Below are 21,735 nucleotides of genomic sequence, written 5' to 3'. Positions count from 1 at the left end.
TGATAAAATCGCCCGATTCGCTCAATCCCCGCTTTTTCTTTCCCAGACCATGCAAATCGCCGATCAGCTTAGCCAACTCAACGCCCTTTCGCCATTGGATGGCCGGTACGCTTCCCGGGGCGACGCGCTGCGCGGCCTGTTGTCCGAGGCCGGCTTCATGGCGCATCGCGTCGAAGTCGAAGTGGCCTGGCTGGTCGCGCTGTCCGACGCCGGGCTGCCCGAACTGCCCGCCTTCTCCGAGGCCGCCCGCGCGCGCCTGCAGCAATTGGTGCGCGATTTCTCCGAGTCGGACGCCGCCCGCATCAAGGACATCGAACGCGTCACGAACCACGACGTCAAGGCCGTCGAATACTGGCTGAAGGAAAAAGTGGCGGATGACGCCGAACTGGCCCGCGCCGCCGAGTTCATCCATTTCGCCTGCACGTCCGAAGACATCAACAACACCTCGCATGCGCTGATGCTGACCCGCGCGCGCAACGAGGTCGTCGTGCCGCGCCTGCGCGAGCTCGCCGCCAAGCTGAACGAGATGGCCATCGCCCAGGCCGACCAGCCCATGCTGTCGCGCACGCACGGCCAGCCCGCCAGCCCGACGACCCTGGGCAAGGAATTCGCCAACGTAGCCGCGCGCCTGAACCGCGCCATCGCCGCGGTCGAGGCCGTCGAGCCGCTGGCCAAGCTCAACGGCGCCACCGGCAACTACAACGCCCACCTGTCCGCCTACCCCGAGATCGACTGGCCCGCCTTCAGCCAGCGCGTGCTGGCCGGCCTGGGCCTGACCCAGAACCGCCACACCATCCAGATCGAGCCGCACGACTGGATGTCGGCGCTGTTCGACGCCATCACCCGCGCCAACATCATCGTGCTGGACCTGGACCGCGACATCTGGGGCTACGTGGCGCTCGGCTACTTCAAGCAGCGCCTGAAGGAAGGCGAGGTCGGCTCGTCCACCATGCCGCACAAGGTCAACCCGATCGACTTCGAAAATTCCGAAGGCAACCTGGGCCTGGCCAACGCCGTGCTGCGCCATCTGGCCGACAAGCTGCCGATCTCCCGCTGGCAGCGCGACCTCACCGACTCCACCGTGCTGCGCAACCTGGGCGTCGGCCTGGGCTATTGCCTGGTTGCGTGGGATGCCTGCATGCGCGGCCTGGGCAAGCTGGAAGTCAATACCGCCGCCATCGACGCCGACATCGACGCGTGCTGGGAAGTGCTGGCCGAGCCGGTGCAGACCGTCATGCGCCGCTATGGCCTGCCGCAACCCTACGAACAGCTCAAGGCTTTGACGCGGGGCAAGGGGATTACCGAGGAAGGCCTGCGAGAATTCATCCAGGGCCTGGCGCTGCCGGAAGAGCCGAAGGCCCGTTTGCTGGCGATGACCCCGCGCTCGTATATCGGGTTGGCGGCGGCGCTGGCGCGGGCGGTATAGTCCGCCCTGCCGCGCGCATGGCGCGCGGCATCTTGTTGTGACCTTACGGGAGATAGCAATGAAGAAGTTGTCCACGCTCGTCGCGTTGGCCTGTATGACGGTTGGGCCGCTGCTGGCGACGAACGCCTCCGCCCAGTTCGCCAAGCCCGAGGACGCGGTCAAGTACCGCCAGTCGGCGCTGACGTTGATGGCCTCGCACTTCGGCCGCATGGCGCCGGTAGTCAAGGGCCAGGCGCCCTATGACGCCGCGCAGATCAAGGCCAACGTGGAAGTGCTGAAGACGCTGTCGGCCCTGCCGTGGGCGGCGTTCGGCGCGGGCACGGAAGGCGGCGACGCCCGTCCGGAAATCTGGAGCGATGCCGCCGGCTTCAAGCAGAAGCAGCAGGCTTTCCAGGACAACATCGTCAAGCTGTCGGCCGCCGCCGATGCCGGCGACCTCGACAAGCTGCGCGCGGCGTTCGGCGATGTCGGCGCGAGCTGCAAGGCCTGCCACGATTCGTACCGCAAGAAGAAGTAAGCCGCGGACCGTCCGCGGGCGGCCCCAACGCAAGAAAAAAGCCCCTCGCGAGGGGCTTTCTCTTTGCCGGCGCGGCGCTCAGGAAAAGGACATGTCGGCCGCCACTTCCAGCGACCGGATCCAGAGCACCAGGCCCGTCACGCAGGCTCCCAGCAGCAGGGCCCGCAGCCAGACGGCGAAGCCGTCCTGCGCGGGCGGCGTGCCGGCGGGCACGTCCTTGGCGTCGACCTTGCCCGTGATGATGGCGCGGACCAGCCGCTTGCGGCGCACCAGCGCGTACCAGGCCACGGCGGCCAGGTGCAGCGCCACCAGGCCGATGATGATCCACTCGTTGAGTTTGTGCCAGGACGTCATGGCGCCGGAGAAGGCGGCGCTGACGTGTCCGAACAGCGGGCCCTGCGTCATGATGTCGTCGGTGGTGAACAGGCCGCTGACGGCCTGGAATCCGATGGCCAGCAGCAGCGCCACGACGGATAGCGCGCCCAGGGGGTTGTGGCCGGCGGGCGCGGCGGCGCCCTTCAGGTAGTGGGCCACGGCGGCCGGGCCGCGCAGGAATTGAGTGAAACGGGCGTAACGGGGGCCGAAGAACCCCCACAGCAGGCGAAACAGGATCAGGCCCAGGGCCGTGCAGCCGAAGCGCACGTGCCAATCCATGTACAGGCCGCCGAGCTTCACGCTGACGAAGGCGCCGACGATGCAGACGACGAGCGCCCAATGGAAGATGCGAGTGGGAAGGTCCCAGATATGGACCGCGTGACGGTTGTTCTGCATGGTGGGAGCGCCAGGGCAAGGTTGCCAGGGACTTTATCACGCACCGGCCGCCCCGCCGCGGGGAGGGCGGGAGGGGCGTACGGGTTCAGCGCGCGGCGCGGCGCACCGGTTCGATGCGATGCACGTGCTCGTGGCGGAAGCGGATGCGCTGGGCCGGGGCCTTCTGCGCGGGCGCGCCGCAGGGCACGACTTCGGTCGTGTACGTGGTCATGCCGTCGATCGGCGCGTTGAAAATGACGGTTGCGCGGATTTCCGGGCCGTCCACGGGTTGCAGGTAGACGATGTCGCCGACATGGATCGGCATGTTGTCCAGCTTGGTATGGGCGGGACGTCGGATCAGGTCCGAGGTGGTGAAACGAGTATTCATGGTGTTTGTTCTCTTGGTTTCTAGTTATAGGAAAAGCACGGTGGCGCATGGCTGGCAGGCATGCCATGACACTACCTCACAATCGCCTCCGATCCTTTGCGCATTCTCATGTTTTCACGCAGGGATCAGGGCTGCGATGCCATCGCCCAGTCTGGCGCGGCATCGTTTCAGGCATGTTGCGCGCTTGCGCGACGATGCGTTCGCCAGCGCAAAAAAGCGTCTGGCGCAAAGGGGTTGCCGGAAAGGGTTCTTGCCGGAAAGCGCCGCAAGGCAGCCGTGGTACCGCCTGCTCGTGGCGCGGCTGATGTGCGTTGCGGTTTGTTTGCAGGACCGTCCCGGTAGTGTGGCCCGAGTAGTATGGCCCGAATCGTATGGCCCGAATCGTATGGCCCGGGTTGTGTGACCTGGGTTTACAAGGCCCGGGCCACGCGCCGTTTTGTTTTCTGATGGAAATTGGCGCGAAAGGCGGTCTTGCCATTGAGTGCCGGGGAAGGGGCTCTTGCCCGCTCCGCGGGTGAAAACCAGGCGCCGGTTTTCACTTGCCAGTCTTTACTTGAAACGCTGCATATGCAGCACTCAACAGTCGATGATAATGCAGGTTGGTGTGTTTTGCAAGCGTTTTATCGAAAGATCGGGCTGGAAGGCCGGGCCGGCCGCGGTTTCCGGCTTCCAGGCGCCGCCTGGGCAGCCCTTAGTGCCTTAGTGGGCGGCGGGCCGAGCCTGGCGCTGGGCTTCGATGATCAGGCCTTCCAGGCGCGGAGACATGCGCAGCGCCACCTGGGCGCCCATCTGGCCGTCCGGCCCCCGCTCGGTTTCCAGCGCGAGCCCGATGCGCTCGTTGTCGAAGGCTTCCGGGGCCGCCTGGATCTCCACGTAGCGGTCCAGCAGGGCGTCGACCGCTTTCTGAGCGTCGGCCAGGGCCTCGTCGGTCAGTTGCCCGTGGCCCAGGTACTGGTTGACCACCCGCGCGAGGTCGTTCATGAAAAACAGCAGGGCGGCGGCGCCGCGGCAATCGGGATGGGCGAAGCCCCAGGCGTCGGGGGTAGCGTTCTGAGTCATGTGAGAAAGGCTGTGTCGGGCGGCCCGCGGGGCCGAAAGCGCTATTTTATGGGAAGGGGCCGGCGCCGCGCATGAGGCATACTTCGATGCCTATGATCAGACTCGCACGCCCCTCCGACCTGGCCGCCCTGGCCGATATCGAACGTTCCGCCGGACAGCGCTTCCTGGGCACTCCCATGGCCTGGGCCGCGGACGACGACCCCGTGCCGCCGGCGGTGCTGGAGCAGGCGCGGGCCGCGGGGCTGCTGTGGATCGCCGAAGGCGAAGACGGGCGGCCTGCGGGTTTCGCGCTCACCCGGCCCATGGAGCGCGATCTCTATCTTGCCGAGATGGCGGTGGCCATGCCCTGGCAGGGACGCGGGCTGGGGAAGGCCTTGCTGACGGCCGTGCGCGCGCACGCGCGCGCCGCCGGCTATGGGTCGGTGCTGCTGACCACGGATCGCGAACTGCCGTGGAACGGGCCTTTCTACCGGCGGCACGGGTTCTCCGAGCTGGCGCCGGACCGGTTGCCGGCGCCGCTCCTGGCGCGCCTGCGCCTGGAGGCGGAGGCGGGTTTCGATCCCCTGCGCCGCTGCGCGATGGCGTGCCCCGTCGAGCCGTGATGCGCCGGCTCCGCCCTGTGTCAACACGCTTCGATGGCAACAAAATCCGCCCGCCCGCGGCGCGCGCCTGGCGCTTCGGGATAATCTGGCGGAGGGCGGCGGCCGCGGTACCGGGCTGCGCCGCTTCCGCAAACCCGCATGCATGGAGGATGGGCATGGCATTGCTGCGAGCTTGCCTCTTGGGCCTGGCGACGGCGTCGATGCTGTTGCTCTCGGCCTGCGTCAACAAAGAGCCGCAGGAACGCGCGGCGTTCATCCAGTTGCTGCAAGCCCGGATCGGCAGCGGAGCGCTGACGCCGCTGGCGGTGCTGAGCGAGCCGGAAAAGGAGGCCATCGGAGATTATGCCGACGCCTACGAGGTCATCACGGATTTCCAGCAGGCCATGGCCAAGGCCGCCTTGCCCCTGCGCGACGTGCTGGCCGCGGAGACCATCCGCTCGGTGAGCGAGATCGTCGAACGCAGGGCGCGCTTCGAGGCGGCCCGCAAGACGCTGGCGGAGCAGGCCGGCGAGATCGAGGACGCCCGCGCCAGCGCGGACAAGGCGCGCGCCGCGATGGCGCTGCCGCCCGACCTCGCGCCCGTCTACGACGGTGTGTACGACGAAGCGGTGACGGCGCCCGCGGCCGAGCTCATGGATGCCGCATCGCGAATGGACGCGGTCGCGCGCGACGCCCTGGGCGTGGCGGATTTCGTGGCCGCGAACGCGGCGGATATCCTGCTGGCCGACGGCCAGGCGCGCGTCGCCACGCCGACGCTCCAGCAGGAGCTGAACCTGCGCCTGCAAGGGCTGAACTCGCAGTCGGACGGCCTGGAGCGCGCCCGCGCCGCCGTCTCCCAGGCGGCGGCCCTGGCCCACGGCGAGCCTTGAGCCGGCGCTTTGTACAATGCGGGTCTCGCGGCGCTTGCCGTGCCTGGGACGGAACATGAGTCAATCTTCCAGCGTGCACTACAGAACCTTTTTGCTCCTGCTGGTGGTGGTCACCATCGCGTTCGGATGGTTGTTGTGGCCTTTCTACGGGGCCGTTTTCTGGGGCACCATTCTTGCCATCATCTTCGCGCCCTTGCAGCGCCGCCTGGTGCCGCGCATCGGGGGCAGGCGCAACCTGGCGGCGCTGATCACGCTGCTGCTGGTGCTGCTGCTGGTGATCCTGCCGCTGGTCGTCATCAGCGGATCGCTGGTGCGCGAAGGCGCGAATCTCTATCAGAGCATCAAGTCCGGCCAGATCAATTTCGGCGCCTACTTCCAGCAGGCCATGGCGGCCTTGCCGCCCTCGGTGCATGACGTGCTGGCGCGCTTCGACCTGGCCGACATCCCCAGCCTGCAGGAAAAGCTCAGCGCGGGCGCGATGCAGGCCAGCCAGTTCCTGGCCACCCAGGCGTTGAGCATCGGGCAGGACACGTTCCAGTTCGTGATCAGCTTCGGCATCATGCTGTACCTGCTGTTCTTCCTGTTGCGCGACGGCCCGCAGCTGTCGGCGCGGCTCAAGCGCGCCATGCCCTTGAGCGATACGCACAAGCAGCATCTGTTCCGCAAATTCACCACCGTGGTGCGCGCCACCGTGAAGGGCAACGTCGCCGTCGCGGCGGCACAGGGCGCGCTGGGCGGCATCATTTTCTCGGTCCTCTCCATCCAGGGCGCCTTGCTCTGGGGCGTGATCATGGGCTTTCTGTCGCTTTTGCCGGCCGTGGGCGCAGGCCTGATCTGGGCCCCCGTCGCGATCTACTTCCTGCTGACGGGCGCCACCGTCAAGGGCGTGGTGCTGATCGCGTTCGGCGTGCTGGTCATCGGCATGGTCGACAACGTGCTGCGCCCCATCCTGGTGGGCAAGGACACCAAGATGCCCGATTACGTGGTGCTGATTTCCACGCTGGGCGGCATGGCCCTGTTCGGGTTGAACGGCTTTGTGATCGGCCCGCTGATCGCCGCGCTGTTCATGGCCAGCTGGGATCTGTTCGCGCCCTTGCCGGAAGGCATGGCCGGCGCGTCTGGCGAGCGGGATCCCGCGAAGAAGTAGGCCAGCGGGGCGCGCGGCGTCATCCGCGCGCCCCGATACCGGTGTATGGTGTAGCAGCGTCCGGCCCCGGTCGGGGCGGGCCTTTCGTGTCGACTTCGCCTATCAGGAGCGTGTTGCATATGGAATGGAAACTGCATCGGTCGGGCTGGATCGAAGAACGCAACTTCGACATCGAATTCGCCGAGGTCCCGGAGGGGTTTCGCACCCGCGTGCGGGTCTTCGGCTTTCCCATCCTGGAAGACACGAAGCATGTCTTTCCCAACGAGGCGCTGGCGGAGAAGGGCGCCTTGACCCTGCTCAAGAGCCAGTTCACCGGCACGCCGGACCTGGAAGAGTAGTCGCGCCGCGGCGCATTCCCTGTTCCATTCTCCGGGCGATCTCCGTATCGCCTCGCGAGCGCTCGTCCCGCCGCCGCGCAAGGGGGGCATGGTCCGCCGGCGTGTTTGGGAGTAAATTGGGGACGCCGGGGTTTTTGTCACACTGGCATCCGCTTGCCGCGTTGCGGATTGTGCGATCGCGAACTTCTGTAATAATTTCTGACTTCTGTTCGTGCTTCGGCGACGGGCCGGGCCGGACGTTTCGGGAGGCGCATGAGTCCGATGGTGACAGTCCGATCGCAGCCTCGCAGCCGCAAGGCAGTGCCCGGCGGGGGCGCGCATGCCTGAGACTCAGGCCATCGTCGGCGCGCCGGTACGCCTCCCGCGCCGCTACTCCATGCGCACCGGGCTGCTGGCCCTGGTGGTCGCGTGTATCTCGCCCGCGCTGGTGGTGGCGTCGGTGGCCGTGTACGAAAGCTACGTCATCCAGAAAGAGCGGATTTTCCGCGACACGATTTTCCTCGCGCGCAATCTCACCGCGATCCTCGATCGCGAATTGACCGGCGTCGAGGCCGGGCTGCAGATGCTCGCGTCCTCGCCGGACCTCATCGCCGGCAACCTTGCCGGTTTCCACGAGCGCGCGCGCGACGCGGCGCGGTTCCAGATCGTCGACCACTACGTGCTGACCGACAAGGACGGCCGCCAGCTCATCAATACCCAGGTGCCCTTCGGCACGCCGCTGCCCACGGCCAGCGCGCCCGCCGAGCTTGGCCGCGTATTCCACACGCGCTCGCCGGTGCTCAGCGGGTTGTTCACGGGCGGCATGAGCCTGCGCCCCACCATCGCGCTCGGCGTGCCGGTGGTGCGCAGCGACGAAGTGATCTACAGCCTGAACGTCGGGATCCTGCCCGAGCGCATCGGCAAGGTGCTGGGCCGCCGGGCCTTGCCGGACGGCTGGGTGGCGGCGGTGCTGGACGGCTCGGGCACCATCGTGGCGCGCACGCGCGACACCTCGAAGTTCGTCGGCCAGAAGGCCGTTCCCGCGCTGGCCCGCGCCGTGCAGCAGGAAAGCGAAGGCTCGCTGGAGACCGTCACGAAAGAGGGCACGCCTGTCTATACCGCGTTCAGCCGCTCGTCGCTGTCGGGATGGACGGTGGCGGCCGGCGCGCCCATGACCCTGGTGACCACCGACCTGTACCGATCCATCGGCTGGGTCGCGCTGGGCACCTTGCTCGCCTTCGGCCTGGGGTTGTGGCTGGCGCTGCGGCTCGCGTACCGTCTGACCTCGGCGGTGCAGGGGCTGGTCTCGCCCGCGCTGGCCCTGGGCAAGGGGCGCGCGGTGGAGCTGCCGGCCACGCGCATCAAGGAAGTGGCCGAAGTGGGCGGCGCGCTGTTGCAGGCGTCGCGCATGCTGGCGCATGCGCAGCATCTGGCGCACTACGACCCGCTCACCGGCCTGTGCAACCGGGTGCTGTTCAGCGAACTGGTGCTGCGCGAGCTGGCGGTGGCCCAGCGCAGTGGCGAATCCTTCGCCATCCTGGCGATCGACCTGGACGGGTTCAAGGCGGTCAATGACATGCACGGGCATGCGGCCGGCGACGCCGTGCTCAAGGAAGCGGCCGAGCGGATGGCCGACGCGGTCCGCGTGTCGGACGTGGCGGCCCGCCTCGGGGGCGACGAGTTCGCGGTGCTGTTGATCGGCGCCAACAAGGAGAATGCGCGGCTGGTGGCCGAGGCGTTGGTCGAGTGCCTCTCCCAGCCCTATCCCGGCATCCGCGCCACGGTCTCCGCCAGCGTGGGCGTGGCCGTGTTCCCGCACTCCGGCATGGCCTTGCGGCAGTTGCTGGAGCGCGCCGACGTGGCGCTCTACAAGGCCAAGGGGGAGGGCAAGCGGCGGGTGGTGATGGACGCCTAGCGCCGCCTGCCGCTTGCGTTGGAAAGGCGGCCTAGCCTTCGGAACTGGAGGGCGACAGGGCGGTCAGGACTTCGCCCGAGGTCAGGCGATAGCGGTTGCGGTCCAGCAGGTGCACGCGCTCGCCGTCGGAGGTTCGGAGAATGTAGCGCGCCGGATCGGGCGGACGTGCCGCGGCGCCCGAGCCATCGGCCTGCAGGAACACCTCTATCCGATAGAGCCGGCCCGATTCCGTGCTGGCGAGCACGTCGCTCAATCTGCGTATCGATATGGTCATGCGGCTTTCTCTCCCATTTGTTTGCCTGGGCGACGGCGTCGCTTTCGGCCACTGCCGCCCCGCAGGCTTGCGGGGCGCCCGGGGGCGTCCGGGTTTTCGCTACACTGCCCGGCTTGGCGTCCGAGGCGCAGCGCGGACAACGACGGGCAATCGGAAACGGTAATGCAATTTTCTTTCGGCCGGAATACGGCCACTTCCCTGGGTTTGCTGGCGGTGCTGCTGTGGGGCACGGTGGTTGGTTTGATCCGCAGCGTCAGCGAAAGCTTCGGCCCCGTCGGCGGGGCCGCCCTCATCTATACGACGGGCTCCATCTTCCTGGTGCTGTTGCTGGGACTCCCCAGATTGCGGACCTTTCCGCGGTCCTACCTCATCGTCGGCAGCCTGCTTTTCGTGGCCTACGAGATCTGCCTGTCGCTTTCCCTGGGCTTCGCGGCCAACCGAGGGCAGGCGATCGAGCTGGGCATCGTCAACTATCTGTGGCCATGCTTCACGGTCATCCTGGCGATGCTGATCAACGGCCAGCGCGCCAACGCCTGGGTGGCGCCCGGCATCCTGCTATCGCTGGGCGGCATCGTCTGGGTGGTCGGCGGGTCGGGAGGACTGTCGTGGGAACGCACCGTGGCCAACGTCTCCAGCAATCCCCTCAGCTACGGACTGGCTTTCAGCGGCGCCGTCATCTGGGCGCTGTACTGCAATGTGACGCGCCGCTACGCCGACGGCAAGAACGGAGTCACCTTGTTTTTCATGCTGACCGCGGTGGCCTTGTGGGCCAAGTATCTGCTTGGCGACGAGCCCGCGCTGGCGTTCACCTGGCCCGCCACGCTTGAACTGTGCGTGACCGGCGGCGCGATGGCGGCAGGCTATGCGCTGTGGAACGTGGGAATACTCAAAGGCAACCTGACCTTGCTGGCCACGGCTTCGTACTTCACGCCCGTCTTCTCGACCTTCTTCGCGGCCGTGTGGCTAACGACCCGGCTGGCCCCGGCCTTCTGGCAAGGGGTGGCCATGGTCACCGCCGGTTCGCTGATCTGTTGGGCGGCAACGCGCGGCAAGGCTGCCCGGAACGGGTAGTTCCGGGCGTGCCGTCATGAAAAAAGGAATCGCTCGATCAGAGCACGGATTGCGCGACCGCGTATCCCAGCGGGATCAGCAGAAGCGAAGCGAACAGGGAACTGACGATCGCCGCCGATATCTTCAGCCAGGGCTCGGGCCCTGCGCTTTGAATCGTTTGAATCACCAACGCGACGATACCCATAACCATCAAACAGCTGATAACCACTGCTACGTGAGTCATGTTGTCTCCGTCCTCGCCTGATTAAAGGGATTCGGCGCCGCTTTGCGGTCTAGTTTGTAATGATTGTGCGCCTGTAATCGCGCGGCGGGCCCTAGGGTTTTCCTGGCGCTCGGCGCGGTTTGTGGCGTATTAGCCGCGGGGCGCGCAGCATGGATTTCATGTGCGAACGCAGCATTTCGGATCGTTCGCGAGGAGGTCGTGGCAGCGCCGGGTTTGCGCTACGATGGCGACGTCGAATCAATCAAGAGGCCGCCAGATGCCGCAGAAATTGCGCCCTGGTACGCGGGCGACGCTGCAGGTCCGGCAATTGATGCCCGGCGAGTTCGCCTGGATCATCACCTTGTTCGACCCCGACAGCGGTAATGTGCGCAGCACCAATTATTCCGAAAAGCGCTACGGCAGCCAGGACGAGGCTTCCGTGGCGGGGAAGGCCGCCGTCGTGAATTTCCTGGGCAAGAGCGACCCGGCCGGCCCGGAACCGGCCAAGGACGGCAAGCCCAAGCCTTGAAACGGCCGCCGCCCAGGCGGCGACAGGGCCGTCGCCCAAGGCGGCGCGCGCTTGCGGCCAGCGCCGGCCCGCAAGCGCCGGGAACGCGATTTGCTGGAAAGGCGCGAGCGCATCCTGCGCCGATCGAGGAGATCCCGCCATGTCCCAGCCCACGCATCGAGAACCCGGCTTGCCCGACGACCTGCCGCCGGACGATCCCGCGCTTCCCGGCAACCTGCCGCCCGACGATTCCGTGCCCGTGCCGGAACCGCCGCCGGAGGATCCCGACGACACTCCCGCCTTTCCGCCCAGGCCGGATCCCAGCGATCCGCGCACGATAGACCTGGCCTGACCGTCGCCCACCCGCGCGCAACGCGCGATTCACGCAAGGAGACTGCCATGCGTTCGATCCTTCTGTGGCTGCTTGGCGTACCTATCCCCATCATCATCCTGCTGGCGCTTTTCTGGCATTGAGGCCGGCCCTTACCTGCCGAGGCGGCGGGGTCGCCGCCAGGCAACGAACAAGGAAGAGTCCATGGAAAACCCATCGATGTTGAACCAACCCTATCCCGACGGCGTGCCGGCGCGCGAATCCGCGGTCTCGGCGGTATCGTGGGCGGCCGTACTCGCCGGAGCGGTCATCGCCGCGGCGCTATCGCTGGCCTTGTTCGCCGGCGGCGCGGGGCTGGGCTTTCTTTCCGTATCGCCCTGGGGTGACGAAGGGCTGTCGGCGCCGGCCGTCGGCATCGGCGTCATCGCCTGGATGCTGTTCACCCAGATCGTGGCCTACGGCATTGCCGGCTACGTCGCGGGCCGCCTGCGCACCAAGTGGGTCGACACGCATTCGGACGAAATCTACTTCCGCGACACGGCGCATGGCTTTCTGGTGTGGGCGTTGAGCGCGGTAGTGAGCGCGGCGCTGCTGGGCGCTTCCCTGGCCTCGCTGGCTTCCGGCGTGGCGAAGACGGGAGCGACGGTGGCGGCGGGCGCGGGCGCCGCGGCGACCGCCACCGCCGCGGCGGGTAGCGGCGGCGCCAGGGGGCAGGCGAGCGAGTATTTCGCCGACGTGCTGCTCAGGAGCGACCGTCCCGATGCCGGCGGCGACCGGGCCGGCGCCCGCGCCGAAGTCGGGCGCATCGTGGCGATGAGCTTGGCGCGCGGCAACATGACGCCCGAGGACCGCGACTACGTGGCGAAAGTGGTGGCGGCGCAGGCCGGCATCGAGCCCGTGGTGGCGCAGCGCCGCGTCGAGCAGGCGATCCAGGATGCGAAGAAGGCGGCCGACGAGGCCCGCCAGAAGGCCAAGGAGGCCGCCGACAGCGCGCGCAAGGCCGCGGCCGCATTCGCGCTGTGGGGTTTCGCGTCGATGCTGATCGGCGCGTTCGTGGCCAGCCTGGCGGCAACCTGGGGCGGCAGGCGCCGCGATCTGCCCTACAAGCTTTGAGCGTAACGCCCTTGAGTGGAAAAAAGCCTTGAGCGGAAAACAAAAGGCCCTCGCTGGTGCGAGGGCCTTTTTTTGCAATTCTTTGGTGGCGCATCCCTGATTCGAACAGGGGACCTGCGGATTATGATTCCGTCGCTCTAACCGGCTGAGCTAATGCGCCACGTCGTTTCACTCGCTATTGCGTTGCAAGCGGTGATCAACGAAGAACGAAATTCTAGCATGAAGTTTTTGCGTGATGCAAGCGGCGCGTCATCTAAATCTTCGGGCGGCGTTTCAGGCGTCCCGCGCCAGGCGGATGCCGGAGAACTGCCAGCGGGCGTCGGGCGGGAAAAAATTGCGGTAGCTCGGGCGGATGTGGTCGCGGGGCGTGGCGCAGGAACCGCCTCGCAACACGTACTGGCCGCACATGAACTTGCCGTTGTACTCGCCGACGGCGCCGGTGTCCGGCTTGAAGCCGGGGTAGGCGTCGTACGCGCTGGCGGTCCATTCCCAGGCGTCGCCGAAAAGCTGCACCGGGCCGCCCGAGCCGTTGCGCGTGGGGGCGGGGCGGGGATCCAGGTGGCCGTTTTCGAGCATGTTGGCGCGGCTGGCCAGGGCGTCCTCGGGCAACTGGCGGGCGGCGTGTTCCCATTCCGCTTCGCGCGGCAGCCGCACGCGGGCCCAGCGAGCGTAGGCATCGGCCTCGAAGTAGCTGACGTGCGTGACCGGCGCCTGCAGCTCCAGGTCCTGCATGCCGCGCAGCGTGAAGAGGCGCCACTCGTCGCGCTGGCGTTCCCAGTAGAGCGGCGCCTGCCATCCCTCGGCGCAGACGAGGTCCCAGCCCAGGGACAGCCACAGCTCGGGCCGCTTGTAGCCGCCGTCCCGGATGAAGGCCAGGTATTCGTGCTGCGTGACGAGTCGGTCGGCCAGGTGGAAGGGGGCCAGCAGCACCTCGTGCGCGGGGCCTTCGTTGTCGAAGCCGAAGCCGCGCCCGTCGTGGCCGATGCGCGTGATGCCGCCGGCATAGCGCGTCCAGCCGGCGGCGGTGGCCGGGGGCAGGGCGGGCGCGCCGGGCGCGACGTAGGCCGGCCGCAGGGGATTGGCCGACAGCATGTGCTTGAGGTCGGTCAGGATCAGTTCCTGGTGCTGCTGCTCATGGTTCAGGCCGAGTTCCAGCAAGGCGTCGAACTCCGGATCGTTGCCACCCAGGCGCGAGATCAGCTCGTGCATGGCGCCGTCGACGTGCTGGCGGTATTGCTGCACCTCGGCGAGCGCGGGGCGCGAGAGCAGGCCGCGCCGCGGGCGCGGATGCTTGGCGCCGATGGCGTTGTAATAGGAGTTGAACAGCATGCGGTACTGCGGATGGAAGATCGCGTACGCGGGGTGGAAGCGTGTCAGCAGGAAGGTCTCGAAGAACCAGGTGGTGTGCGCCAGATGCCATTTCACCGGGCTGCAATCCGGCATGGACTGCACCTGGCAATCCTCCGGGCTCAGGGGCGCGGCGAGCGCGGTGCTGGTCGAGCGCACGGCGTCGTACCGGTCGTGCTGGCCGGCCTGGCCGGCCGCGTACGGTCCGGTGGCGGGGTGGGTCAGCAGGCACGCAGGTTCCATGGCGATCCTCCAGTGGCGTGTCGGGAAAGCCCGCCTCAGGCGCGGGCGCTGAAAATCGAGAACCAGCCGCGCGAATCCGACCAGTGCGCCACGTCGCGATAGCCGGCGCTGGCGAGCAGGTCGGCAAAGGACTGCGGCGTGAATTTGTAGGAATTCTCGGTGTGGATGCGTTCGCCGGCGCTGAACTCGCGTTGGCCGCCAGGCCAGGCCACGCGCACCGCGCGCTGCGCTTCCAGGTGCATTTCGATGCGCGAGCGGGCGCTATTGAAGAGCGCGACGTGGCGCCAGTCCTCGACGTCGAAATCGGCGTCCAGCAGGCTGTTTACGTGCCGCAGCAGGTTCAGGTTGAAGGCCGCGGTGAGGTGCAGCGCGTCGTCGTAGGCGGGTTCCAGCACTTGCCTGGACTTCACGCGGTCCACGCCGACCAGCAGGCCGCCGCCCTCGCACTGGCCGCGGATCCGCTGCAGCATGGCGCGGGCGTCCTCGGGGCTCAGGTTGCCGATGCTGGAGCCGGGATAGAAGAACAGGCGCTGCTCGGCCGGGACGCTGGGGGGCAGCGCCAGCGCGTGGGAGAAGTCCTGCCCGAGGGCGGTGATCTGCAAGCCGGGATAGGAGAGCCGCAGCCGGCGCACCGCGGACTCCAGGTAGTCGGCGGAGATGTCGATGGGCACGTAGTGGCGCGGCCGCAGGCTGGGGAAGAGGCGTTCGGCCTTGACGCAATCGCCCGCGCCCAGGTCGATCATCGACTGCACGGGGCCGATGTGACGGGCGATGTCGCCGCCGTGGCGCTGGAAGATCTCCGCTTCGCACCTCGTCGGGTAGTACTCCGGCAATTGGGTGATGGCGGTGAAGAGCGCCGAGCCGAGCGCGTCGTACAGGAATTTGGGGTCGACGTGGGCCGGATGGTCCATCAGCCCGTCGCGCAGTTCGAGCTGCTCCGGGCTGGGATGCTGCAGGTGCTGCGCGATGAATTCCGGTGCGGCGGGGGCAAACAGGGCGGAAGGCGAAACCATGCGTTCAGTTCCTTTTTTCGAGGCGGGTTGAAGCGCATTGCAAAGGTCTATTGTGGCGGCGAGGGGGGTTGCGGTGTCAAGCGATAAGCCGCTGAATGCAATGGACTTTTACGAAATCGGGCAAGGCCCCTGCACGCTTGGGCGGGACCTGCCGCGGCGGCACGCGGCTTGCGGGAGCGGGGTCCCCCGCCAGGGCGTCCGGGCTGAAATATCGGTTTACGGCTGGTTGCCAAAGCTCGGGCGGCGCTTGCGGATGGCCGCCACAATAGGAGCGTGGCCTGACGGAACCCGCCGTCGCGGGCGGAGCAGGCCCGACTCCCCCCAATAATCACAAGGAGCGACCATGAACCGAAAGCATCAACGCGCCGAAATGGCTTTGCACCGCGAACGGGTAAGCGACAGCTTCCATGAACTGCTGGCGGGCACCGAAGACCTGCTGCGCTCGACGGCGTCGTACACGGGCTCCGAGATCGAAGAGGCCCGCTCGCGCCTGCGGCGCCAACTGGCCGAGGCGCGGGCGTCCGCCGGCGAGTGGGAAGGCGTGGCGCGCGAGCGCGCGCGCCGGGCCACCGCCTATGCCGACGAGTACGTGCATGAGCATGCCTGGAAGTCCGTGGGCGTGGCCGCGCTGCTCGGCGCGCTGCTGGGCTGCTGCCTGATGTCGGGCGGCCGCCGCTAAGCCTGAGCATCATGAGGCCGTCCACGGCCGCGCGCCGGGCCTGGCCGCGCCCGGCGGCGTTTTCCTGGCCGTCCGTCATCCGCCGGTGGGCGCGGGCGCTTCCGTTGGCCTGCCTCGCCCTGCTGGCGGCCTGCGCGAGCGTGCCGGACTCCGAGGAGCGGCAGGCGCGCAAGGCCCAGGCCAGCCTGTCGGCCGACGCGGCGGTCGAGAGCTACCGCCGCGGGCAAGGCATCGCCGCCGATCCGCGCACGCCCAAGGACGACTTCCTGGCGCGGCACCTGGCCGTCGAACAGGCGGTCAGCGGCGCGCCGCTGGTGGCGGGCAATCGCGTCCGGCTCCTGGCCGACGGGCCCGGCACCTACCAGGCCATGTTGCGCTCCATCGCGCAGGCGCGCCGCTACGTGCACATGGAAACCTATATCTTCGATGACGACACCGAGGGCGCGCGCTTCGCCGAGGCGCTGATCGCGGCGCGCAACCGCGGGGCCGAAGTGTCCTTGATGGTCGACGCGGTGGGCACCATCAAGACTTCCGATGACTTGTTCAAGCGCCTGCGCGAGGCGGGCGTGCAGGTGGAGGTCTTCAACCCGGTCAACCCGGCGAGCGCGCGCGCCGGCTGGTCGCCCAACCAGCGCAACCACCGCAAGGTGCTGGTGGTGGACGGCAAGGTAGGCTACCTGGGCGGCATCAACGTCAGCAGCGTGTACGAGTCGTCGCCGGGGTCCAGTTCGGGTTCCAGTCCAGGCTCCGGTTCCGCGGCGGGTTCGGGCCCGGGCGCGGACGCCGGCAAGGCGGACGCGCAGACGGCCGGCGATGCCCGGGCCGCGCCCTGGCGCGATACGCATCTGCGCATCGAGGGCCCCGCCGTGGCGCAGCTGGAGGAGGTCATCCGGGCAGGCTGGGAGTCGCAGTCCAAGGACCCGATCAAGGGCGGCGATGCCTACGTGGCGCCGCCGTCGGGCAAGACCAGCGTGCGCATCCTGGCCAATCAGCCCGACCGCAGCGATGGCTACACGGTCTACCTGACCTTGATGTCGGCGTTCGAAAGCGCGCAGCAGTCCATCCACATCACCATGGCGTACTTCGTGCCCGACCCCGCGTTCATCGACGTCCTGACCTCGGCCGCGCGGCGCGGCGTGGACGTCGTGCTGGTGCTGCCCGGCTTCAGCGATTCCTCATTGGTGTTCCATGCCGGCCGCTCGCACTACACCGAGCTGCTCGACGCCGGCGTGAAGCTCTACGAGCGGCGCGATGCCTTGCTGCACGCGAAGACGGCGGTGGTGGACGGCGTGTGGTCCACCGTCGGTTCGAGCAATATGGACTGGCGCAGTTTCGCGTTGAACTATGAGATCAACGCGGTGGTGCTGGGGCCGGAGTTCGCGGGCGAAATGGAGGCGCTGTTCCAGCGCGACGTCGCCGATTCGGTGCGCATCACGCCCGAGGCCTGGAAGGCCCGGGGCGTGGACGACCGCTACATGGAGTTTTTCTCGCGCATGTTCGAGCGCTGGCTGTAGCAGCGCGCTCAGGCGTGGCCGGCGGCGGGCGCCGGACCTGGGCCCGGCCCCGGAGCGGCCTGGGCGGCGTGTTCCTGCGCCAGGGCGGTGGTGATGTCGTGGGTCGGCTGGAACGATCCGGCCTGCGCCATGGCCCAGCCCGCGCGGAACACCTGGTGCCGGAATTCGCCGCGCAGCAGCTCGCCGGGCGCCAGCTCGGGAAAGAGCGCGGACAGCAGCCGGATCTCGCTGGACGAGATGCGCCGCGCGATATGGTGGGGGCGAAGCTGGTCGGGGTGCGTGAGGCCGGCGGCCGCGAGCAGCTCGGCCAGCGCGTGCAGCGTGTTGCGATGGAAGTTGGCCACGCGCTGCGCCTTGTCCGGCACTACCAGCGCGCGCTGGCGCAAGGGATCCTGCGTGGTGACGCCGGTGGGGCATTTGCCGGTATGGCAGGCCTGCGCCTGGATGCAGCCGATGGCGAACATGAAGCCGCGCGCGGCGTTGCACCAGTCGGCGCCCATGGCCATCACGCGGGCCATGTCGAAGGCGGTGATGACCTTGCCCGACGCGCCCAGCTTGATGCGGTCGCGCAGGTTCACGCCGATCAGCGTGTTGTGGACCAGGCGCAGCGCTTCGCGCAGCGGCGTGCCGACGTGGTCGACGAATTCCACCGGCGCGGCGCCGGTGCCGCCTTCGGCGCCGTCGACCACGATGAAGTCCGGCGTGATGCCGGTTTCCAGCATGGCCTTGACGATGGCGAACCATTCCCAGGGATGGCCCACGCAGAACTTGAAGCCCACCGGCTTGCCGCCGGACAGTTCGCGCAGGCGCGCCACGAATTTCATCAGGCCGATCGGGGAATCGAAGGCCGAGTGCGTGGCCGGCGAGTTGCAGTCCTGCCAGGGGGCGACGCCGCGCGCTTCGGCGATCTCGGGCGTGACCTTGCCGGCGGGCAGGATGCCGCCGTGGCCGGGCTTCGCGCCCTGCGACAGCTTGATCTCGATCATCTTGACCTGCGGCGTACAGGCGTTCTTGACGAAGGCTTCCTCCGAGAACGCGCCGTGCTCGTCGCGGCAGCCGAAATAGCCCGAGCCGATGTTCCAGACCAGGCCGCCGCCGGGCTGGCGGTGGTAGCGGCTGATGCCGCCTTCGCCGGTGTCATGCGCGAAATTGCCCTGGCGGGCGCCTTCGTTCAGGGCCAGGACGGCGTTGGCGGAGAGCGCGCCGAAGCTCATCGCCGAGACGTTGAACGCCGACATGGAGTAGGGCTGCTTGCATTCGGGGCCGCCCACGGTGACGCGGAAGTCGGTGTCGTCGATGCGCGAAGGCGACATGGAGTGGTTGATCCACTCGTACCGGTCGCCGTAGACGTCTTCCTGGGTGCCGAACGGCCGCTTGTCGATCTCGCGCTTGGCGCGCTGGTAGACGATGGAGCGCTGCGCGCGCGAGAAGGGCGCGGCCTGCGTGTCGTCTTCGAGGAAGTACTGGCGGATCTCGGGGCGGATGAATTCGAACAGGAACCGCAGATTGCCCAGGACCGGGTAGTTGCGCCGGATGGCGTGGCGGGGCTGGATCAGGTCATACACGCCCAGCGCGCCCAGCAGCGCCAGCGGCACCGCGATCCACAGCCACCAGGGCGAACTCGCGTAGGCGAGGCCGGCGGTGATCGCCGCGCCCGCGAGGGTCAACAGAAAGGCCGTATAGCGGCCGAAAATCCAGCTCATGTCCATCTCCGTATTTCGGGATGGAGCAACCATACACCAGGGGCCGTCCCCCGGGCCCGGGAGACGTTCCTGGAATACTGTTTCTCAGCAGCTGGACGCCGGCGGCGTCTTCTCGACCGCGAGGCCGAAGGCGGGGCGCAGGCGCACGCCCAGGGCGCTGCCCGCGAAGGCGGCCGGCAACCACAGCCAGGCGTGCAGGCTGCCCGACAGGATGCCGCTGAAGTAGGCGCCGATGTTGCAGCCGAAGGCGAGGCGGGCGCCGTATCCCAGCAGCAGGCCGCCGATGACCGCGCCGGCCAGCGAGCGGGCCGGTACCTTCCAGACGGGCGCGAACTTGCCGGCGGCGCTGGCGGCGGCAAGCGCGCCCAGCATCAGGCCGATGTCCATGACGGTCGTGACGTCCTGGCGCAGCGGCGCGGCCAGCGAGGGCTGCTTGCTCCAGTAGGCCCAGGTGGCCACGTCGCCGCCGACGGCGTCCAGCGCCTTGGCGCCCCACAGCGCGAAGGCGGACGTGATGCCCCAGGGGCGGCCGGCCAGCGCCAGCGTGACGAAGTTCAGCACGACCAGCGCCACGCCGCCCCAGATCAGCGGCCACGGGCCTTGCAGCAGGGAGGCCGGGCGCGCGGTGCGCGCGGCGAACGAGATCACATGGCCGTGGCGGCGCTTCTCCAGCACCGTGACGGCCCAGGCGATCAGCGCAAAGACGGCCAGGTTCGCGACGAGGGCGGGCGCCAGGCCCCAGGTCTTGATGAGCGAGGTGGGAGCGAGCGCGGGCAGGCTGGACCACCAGCCGAAGTTGGCGGTCGCGATCACGGAGCCGACGATGAAGAACAGCAGCGTGACCAGCATGCGCGTATTGCCGCCGCCGACCGCGAACAGCGTGCCCGAGGCGCAGCCGCCGCCCAGCTGCATGCCGATGCCGAACAGGAAGGCGCCCAGCACCACGGACACGCCCGGCGGCGACACGAAGCCGCTGACCGGCTGGCCGAACAGCGTGCCCGCGGCGAGGAAGGGGAAGAACAGCAGCACGCCGGCGCCCAGCATGAGCATCTGCGCCCGCAGGCCGGCGCCGCGGCGGTCGGACACGAAGACGCGCCAGGCCTGGGTAAAGCCGAAGGAGGCGTGGTAGAGCGTGACGCCGAGCAGGGCGCCGACGACCCACAGCGCGCCCTGTCGCCAGCCGACGCTCTGGTTCAGGTACAGCGCGCCGGCCAGCACCAGCAGCAGGGCAATCCACAGCGGCTTGCGGTTGATGCGGATCGGCGGCAGGTCCGTAGCGGGCAGGGGCAGGGTCGAGGCGTTGGTGCTCATGGGCGGGTCCCGGAGGGGGTAGGCGTAAAAATGCAAACGGGCGCGAGGACGCACCCGTGGGATGCTTGAAAGTCTACGGCGGGCCGCAAATCTCTCAAAACATCAATTCCTGAGTTTTAAATAACCAAAAGTAATATGTTGCGCTTGCCGAGGTCATTGCAGCCGCCACACCAGGGCGGCCAGGGTCAGCAGCAGCACCGGCAGGGTCAGCACGATGCCGACGCGGAAGTAGTAGCCCCAGGTGATGCGCAGGCCCTTGCGCGCCAGCACGTGCAGCCAGAGCAGCGTCGCCAGGCTGCCGATGGGCGTGATCTTGGGGCCCAGGTCGCTGCCGATGATGTTGGCGTAGATCATCGCGTCCTTCACCGCGCCGGTGGCGCTGGTGTCGGCAATCGACAACGCGCCCACCAGCACGGTCGGCAGGTTGTTCATGATGGAGGACAGGAAGGCGGTGATGAGGCCCGTGCCCAGCGCCGCGCCCCAGAGGCCGTATTCCGCGCAGCGGTCCAGCACCTGCGCCAGGTGCGCGGTCAGCCCGGCGTTGCGCAGCCCGTACACCACCAGGTACATGCCCAGCGAGAAGATGACGATGTGCCAGGGCGCTTCGCGCATGATGCGCCGCGTGCCGACGATGTGCTGCCGGCCGGCGATCAGCAGCAGGCCCAGCGCGCCCGCCGCGGCGATGGCGCTGACGGGGATGCCCAGCGGCTCCAGGATGAAGAAGCCCGCCAGCAGCAGGCCCAGCACGATCCAGCCGGCGCGGAAGGTGGTGAGGTCGCGGATGGCCGAGGCCGGCGCGGGCAGCTGGCTCACGTCGTAGCGCGGCGGGATGCTGCGGTGGAAGAACAGCAGCAGCACCGCCAGGGTGGACGCCACCGCCATCAGGTTCACCGGCAGCATCACCGAGGCGTACTCGCCGAAGCCGATGCCGAAGAAGTCGGCCGAGACGATGTTGACCAGGTTGGACACGATGAGCGCGATGCTGCCGGTGTCCGCGATGAAGCCCGCGGCCATCACGAAGGCCAGCGACGCGCCTGGTCCGAAGCCCAGCGCCATCAGCATTTCCATGACGATGGGCGTGAGGATCAGTGCCGCGCCGTCGTTGGCGAACAGCGCGGAGACGGCGGCGCCCAGCAGAACGATCAGGACGAACAGCAGGCGGCCGCGTCCCCCGCCCCAGCGCGCGACGTGCAGCGCCGACCATTCGAAGAATCCGGCCTCGTCCAGGATCAGGCTGGTGACGATGATGGCGATGAAGGTCGCGGTGGCATTCCACACGATGCGCCAGACGTCGGCGATGTCGGCCAGGTGGACCACGCCCGTGGCCAGCGCCAGCGCGGCTCCCAGCACCGCGCTCCAGCCGATGGACAGGCCCCTGGGCTGCCAGATGACCAGCGTGATGGTGAGGACGAAGATGGCGGTGGCGAGCAGCATGG

The 21,735-nt window shown here is 68.1% G+C and carries 23 protein-coding genes and 1 tRNA gene; 13 read left to right on the top strand and 11 right to left on the bottom strand.

Annotation, left to right across the window (positions count from 1 at the left end; all coding sequences use genetic code 11):
- Window positions 1-49 precede the first annotated feature (49 nt).
- Window positions 50-1,426 (top strand): adenylosuccinate lyase, encoded by a 1,377-nt coding sequence (purB, locus tag ADE01S_RS22705; protein ID WP_062684012.1) that lies wholly within the window; start codon window positions 50-52, stop codon window positions 1,424-1,426.
- A gap of 58 nt (window positions 1,427-1,484) precedes the next feature.
- On the top strand, window positions 1,485-1,943 hold the full coding sequence (locus ADE01S_RS22700) for a c-type cytochrome (protein WP_062684011.1): 459 nt from the start codon (window positions 1,485-1,487) through the stop codon (window positions 1,941-1,943).
- 78 nt (window positions 1,944-2,021) lie between these two features.
- Here the strand turns inward: ADE01S_RS22700 and ADE01S_RS22695 are convergent, their stop codons facing one another.
- From ADE01S_RS22695 to ADE01S_RS22685, 3 genes are all read right to left on the bottom strand, one after another.
- Window positions 2,022-2,714 (bottom strand): cytochrome b/b6 domain-containing protein, encoded by a 693-nt coding sequence (locus ADE01S_RS22695; protein ID WP_062684010.1) that lies wholly within the window; start codon window positions 2,712-2,714, stop codon window positions 2,022-2,024.
- 85 nt (window positions 2,715-2,799) lie between these two features.
- A complete protein-coding gene (locus ADE01S_RS22690) occupies window positions 2,800-3,081 on the bottom strand; it encodes a hypothetical protein (protein WP_062684009.1) in 282 nt (93 codons plus the stop codon).
- A gap of 699 nt (window positions 3,082-3,780) precedes the next feature.
- A complete protein-coding gene (locus tag ADE01S_RS22685) occupies window positions 3,781-4,140 on the bottom strand; it encodes a hypothetical protein (protein ID WP_062684008.1) in 360 nt (119 codons plus the stop codon).
- A gap of 92 nt (window positions 4,141-4,232) precedes the next feature.
- Here ADE01S_RS22685 and ADE01S_RS22680 point away from each other — a divergent pair, with 92 nt between their 5' ends.
- The 5 genes from ADE01S_RS22680 to ADE01S_RS22660 all read left to right on the top strand — a co-directional run bounded on the left by ADE01S_RS22680 (window position 4,233) and on the right by ADE01S_RS22660 (window position 8,990).
- Window positions 4,233-4,742, top strand: a complete 510-nt coding sequence (locus ADE01S_RS22680; protein WP_062684007.1) for a GNAT family N-acetyltransferase — start codon at window positions 4,233-4,235, stop codon at window positions 4,740-4,742.
- Window positions 4,743-4,897: 155 nt separating this feature from the next.
- A complete protein-coding gene (locus tag ADE01S_RS22675; protein ID WP_062684051.1) occupies window positions 4,898-5,611 on the top strand; it encodes a DUF3053 family protein in 714 nt (237 codons plus the stop codon).
- 55 nt (window positions 5,612-5,666) lie between these two features.
- On the top strand, window positions 5,667-6,758 hold the full coding sequence (locus ADE01S_RS22670; protein ID WP_062684006.1) for an AI-2E family transporter: 1,092 nt from the start codon (window positions 5,667-5,669) through the stop codon (window positions 6,756-6,758).
- Window positions 6,759-6,877: 119 nt separating this feature from the next.
- Window positions 6,878-7,096: a hypothetical protein gene (locus ADE01S_RS22665; RefSeq protein ID WP_062684005.1), complete on the top strand. Its 219-nt coding sequence runs from the start codon at window positions 6,878-6,880 to the stop codon at window positions 7,094-7,096.
- Between the two features lie 319 nt (window positions 7,097-7,415).
- Entirely contained in the window at window positions 7,416-8,990 is a 1,575-nt protein-coding gene (locus tag ADE01S_RS22660) for a sensor domain-containing diguanylate cyclase (protein WP_062684004.1), read from the top strand.
- A gap of 31 nt (window positions 8,991-9,021) precedes the next feature.
- Here the strand turns inward: ADE01S_RS22660 and ADE01S_RS22655 are convergent, their stop codons facing one another.
- Window positions 9,022-9,264, bottom strand: coding sequence for a hypothetical protein (locus tag ADE01S_RS22655; protein WP_062684003.1), 243 nt, complete (start codon window positions 9,262-9,264; stop codon window positions 9,022-9,024).
- Between the two features lie 162 nt (window positions 9,265-9,426).
- Between ADE01S_RS22655 and yddG the strand changes: the two genes are divergently transcribed.
- Entirely contained in the window at window positions 9,427-10,335 is a 909-nt protein-coding gene (gene yddG, locus ADE01S_RS22650) for an aromatic amino acid DMT transporter YddG (RefSeq protein ID WP_062684002.1), read from the top strand.
- 37 nt (window positions 10,336-10,372) lie between these two features.
- Here yddG and ADE01S_RS22645 read toward each other — a convergent pair whose 3' ends face one another.
- A complete protein-coding gene (locus ADE01S_RS22645) occupies window positions 10,373-10,558 on the bottom strand; it encodes a hypothetical protein (RefSeq protein ID WP_062684001.1) in 186 nt (61 codons plus the stop codon).
- A gap of 256 nt (window positions 10,559-10,814) precedes the next feature.
- On the opposite strand from ADE01S_RS22645, the gene ADE01S_RS22640 reads away from it, so the two are divergent.
- The 3 genes from ADE01S_RS22640 to ADE01S_RS22630 all read left to right on the top strand — a co-directional run bounded on the left by ADE01S_RS22640 (window position 10,815) and on the right by ADE01S_RS22630 (window position 12,489).
- Complete coding sequence (locus ADE01S_RS22640) at window positions 10,815-11,066, top strand: hypothetical protein (protein ID WP_062684000.1); 252 nt, start codon at window positions 10,815-10,817, stop codon at window positions 11,064-11,066.
- A gap of 139 nt (window positions 11,067-11,205) precedes the next feature.
- Complete coding sequence (locus tag ADE01S_RS22635) at window positions 11,206-11,397, top strand: hypothetical protein (RefSeq protein WP_062683999.1); 192 nt, start codon at window positions 11,206-11,208, stop codon at window positions 11,395-11,397.
- Window positions 11,398-11,580: 183 nt separating this feature from the next.
- Entirely contained in the window at window positions 11,581-12,489 is a 909-nt protein-coding gene (locus ADE01S_RS22630) for a hypothetical protein (RefSeq protein ID WP_062683998.1), read from the top strand.
- Between the two features lie 83 nt (window positions 12,490-12,572).
- Here ADE01S_RS22630 and ADE01S_RS22625 read toward each other — a convergent pair.
- From ADE01S_RS22625 to egtD, 3 genes are all read right to left on the bottom strand, one after another.
- A tRNA-Met gene (locus ADE01S_RS22625) sits at window positions 12,573-12,649 on the bottom strand.
- A 113-nt stretch (window positions 12,650-12,762) separates the two neighbouring features.
- Complete coding sequence (gene egtB / locus ADE01S_RS22620; protein WP_062683997.1) at window positions 12,763-14,079, bottom strand: ergothioneine biosynthesis protein EgtB; 1,317 nt, start codon at window positions 14,077-14,079, stop codon at window positions 12,763-12,765.
- 35 nt (window positions 14,080-14,114) lie between these two features.
- A complete protein-coding gene (gene egtD, locus ADE01S_RS22615) occupies window positions 14,115-15,092 on the bottom strand; it encodes an L-histidine N(alpha)-methyltransferase (RefSeq protein WP_062683996.1) in 978 nt (325 codons plus the stop codon).
- A gap of 343 nt (window positions 15,093-15,435) precedes the next feature.
- On the opposite strand from egtD, the gene ADE01S_RS22610 reads away from it, so the two are divergent.
- Together ADE01S_RS22610 and ADE01S_RS22605 are read left to right on the top strand one after the other, a co-directional pair.
- On the top strand, window positions 15,436-15,771 hold the full coding sequence (locus ADE01S_RS22610) for an ElaB/YgaM/YqjD family protein (protein WP_062683995.1): 336 nt from the start codon (window positions 15,436-15,438) through the stop codon (window positions 15,769-15,771).
- A gap of 11 nt (window positions 15,772-15,782) precedes the next feature.
- Window positions 15,783-17,285, top strand: coding sequence for a phospholipase D-like domain-containing protein (locus ADE01S_RS22605; protein WP_082775878.1), 1,503 nt, complete (start codon window positions 15,783-15,785; stop codon window positions 17,283-17,285).
- Window positions 17,286-17,293: 8 nt separating this feature from the next.
- Here the strand turns inward: ADE01S_RS22605 and ADE01S_RS22600 are convergent, their stop codons facing one another.
- The 3 genes from ADE01S_RS22600 to ADE01S_RS22590 all read right to left on the bottom strand — a co-directional run bounded on the left by ADE01S_RS22600 (window position 17,294) and on the right by ADE01S_RS22590 (window position 21,733).
- Window positions 17,294-18,988 carry an FMN-binding glutamate synthase family protein gene (locus ADE01S_RS22600; protein ID WP_062683994.1) on the bottom strand — a complete coding sequence of 565 codons (1,695 nt, stop codon included), beginning with the start codon at window positions 18,986-18,988 and terminating at the stop codon, window positions 17,294-17,296.
- Between the two features lie 84 nt (window positions 18,989-19,072).
- Complete coding sequence (locus tag ADE01S_RS22595) at window positions 19,073-20,299, bottom strand: YeeE/YedE family protein (RefSeq protein ID WP_062683993.1); 1,227 nt, start codon at window positions 20,297-20,299, stop codon at window positions 19,073-19,075.
- 153 nt (window positions 20,300-20,452) lie between these two features.
- Window positions 20,453-21,733 carry an arsenic transporter gene (locus tag ADE01S_RS22590; RefSeq protein ID WP_062683992.1) on the bottom strand — a complete coding sequence of 427 codons (1,281 nt, stop codon included), beginning with the start codon at window positions 21,731-21,733 and terminating at the stop codon, window positions 20,453-20,455.
- Between the last annotated feature and the right edge of the window lie 2 nt (window positions 21,734-21,735).

The sequence above is a fragment of the Achromobacter denitrificans NBRC 15125 genome, assembly GCF_001571365.1.
GTDB lineage: Bacteria > Pseudomonadota > Gammaproteobacteria > Burkholderiales > Burkholderiaceae_B > Achromobacter > Achromobacter denitrificans.
Note: the sequence above shows the minus strand (reverse complement) of the source record. Positions and strands in the feature narration are given on the sequence as shown.

What these genes read in the sequence shown, in the direction of transcription:
- purB (WP_062684012.1), top strand. Translation starts at nt 50, where the DNA reads ATGCAAATCGCCGATCAGCTTAGCCAACTCAACGCCCTTTCGCCATTG.
- ADE01S_RS22700 (WP_062684011.1), top strand. Translation starts at nt 1,485, where the DNA reads ATGAAGAAGTTGTCCACGCTCGTCGCGTTGGCCTGTATGACGGTTGGG.
- ADE01S_RS22695 (WP_062684010.1), bottom strand. Translation starts at nt 2,714, where the DNA reads ATGCAGAACAACCGTCACGCGGTCCATATCTGGGACCTTCCCACTCGC.
- ADE01S_RS22690 (WP_062684009.1), bottom strand. Translation starts at nt 3,081, where the DNA reads ATGAATACTCGTTTCACCACCTCGGACCTGATCCGACGTCCCGCCCAT.
- ADE01S_RS22685 (WP_062684008.1), bottom strand. Translation starts at nt 4,140, where the DNA reads ATGACTCAGAACGCTACCCCCGACGCCTGGGGCTTCGCCCATCCCGAT.
- ADE01S_RS22680 (WP_062684007.1), top strand. Translation starts at nt 4,233, where the DNA reads ATGATCAGACTCGCACGCCCCTCCGACCTGGCCGCCCTGGCCGATATC.
- ADE01S_RS22675 (WP_062684051.1), top strand. Translation starts at nt 4,898, where the DNA reads ATGGCATTGCTGCGAGCTTGCCTCTTGGGCCTGGCGACGGCGTCGATG.
- ADE01S_RS22670 (WP_062684006.1), top strand. Translation starts at nt 5,667, where the DNA reads ATGAGTCAATCTTCCAGCGTGCACTACAGAACCTTTTTGCTCCTGCTG.
- ADE01S_RS22665 (WP_062684005.1), top strand. Translation starts at nt 6,878, where the DNA reads ATGGAATGGAAACTGCATCGGTCGGGCTGGATCGAAGAACGCAACTTC.
- ADE01S_RS22660 (WP_062684004.1), top strand. Translation starts at nt 7,416, where the DNA reads ATGCCTGAGACTCAGGCCATCGTCGGCGCGCCGGTACGCCTCCCGCGC.
- ADE01S_RS22655 (WP_062684003.1), bottom strand. Translation starts at nt 9,264, where the DNA reads ATGACCATATCGATACGCAGATTGAGCGACGTGCTCGCCAGCACGGAA.
- yddG (WP_062684002.1), top strand. Translation starts at nt 9,427, where the DNA reads ATGCAATTTTCTTTCGGCCGGAATACGGCCACTTCCCTGGGTTTGCTG.
- ADE01S_RS22645 (WP_062684001.1), bottom strand. Translation starts at nt 10,558, where the DNA reads ATGACTCACGTAGCAGTGGTTATCAGCTGTTTGATGGTTATGGGTATC.
- ADE01S_RS22640 (WP_062684000.1), top strand. Translation starts at nt 10,815, where the DNA reads ATGCCGCAGAAATTGCGCCCTGGTACGCGGGCGACGCTGCAGGTCCGG.
- ADE01S_RS22635 (WP_062683999.1), top strand. Translation starts at nt 11,206, where the DNA reads ATGTCCCAGCCCACGCATCGAGAACCCGGCTTGCCCGACGACCTGCCG.
- ADE01S_RS22630 (WP_062683998.1), top strand. Translation starts at nt 11,581, where the DNA reads ATGGAAAACCCATCGATGTTGAACCAACCCTATCCCGACGGCGTGCCG.
- egtB (WP_062683997.1), bottom strand. Translation starts at nt 14,079, where the DNA reads ATGGAACCTGCGTGCCTGCTGACCCACCCCGCCACCGGACCGTACGCG.
- egtD (WP_062683996.1), bottom strand. Translation starts at nt 15,092, where the DNA reads ATGGTTTCGCCTTCCGCCCTGTTTGCCCCCGCCGCACCGGAATTCATC.
- ADE01S_RS22610 (WP_062683995.1), top strand. Translation starts at nt 15,436, where the DNA reads ATGAACCGAAAGCATCAACGCGCCGAAATGGCTTTGCACCGCGAACGG.
- ADE01S_RS22605 (WP_082775878.1), top strand. Translation starts at nt 15,783, where the DNA reads ATGAGGCCGTCCACGGCCGCGCGCCGGGCCTGGCCGCGCCCGGCGGCG.
- ADE01S_RS22600 (WP_062683994.1), bottom strand. Translation starts at nt 18,988, where the DNA reads ATGAGCTGGATTTTCGGCCGCTATACGGCCTTTCTGTTGACCCTCGCG.
- ADE01S_RS22595 (WP_062683993.1), bottom strand. Translation starts at nt 20,299, where the DNA reads ATGAGCACCAACGCCTCGACCCTGCCCCTGCCCGCTACGGACCTGCCG.
- ADE01S_RS22590 (WP_062683992.1), bottom strand. Translation starts at nt 21,733, where the DNA reads ATGCTGCTCGCCACCGCCATCTTCGTCCTCACCATCACGCTGGTCATC.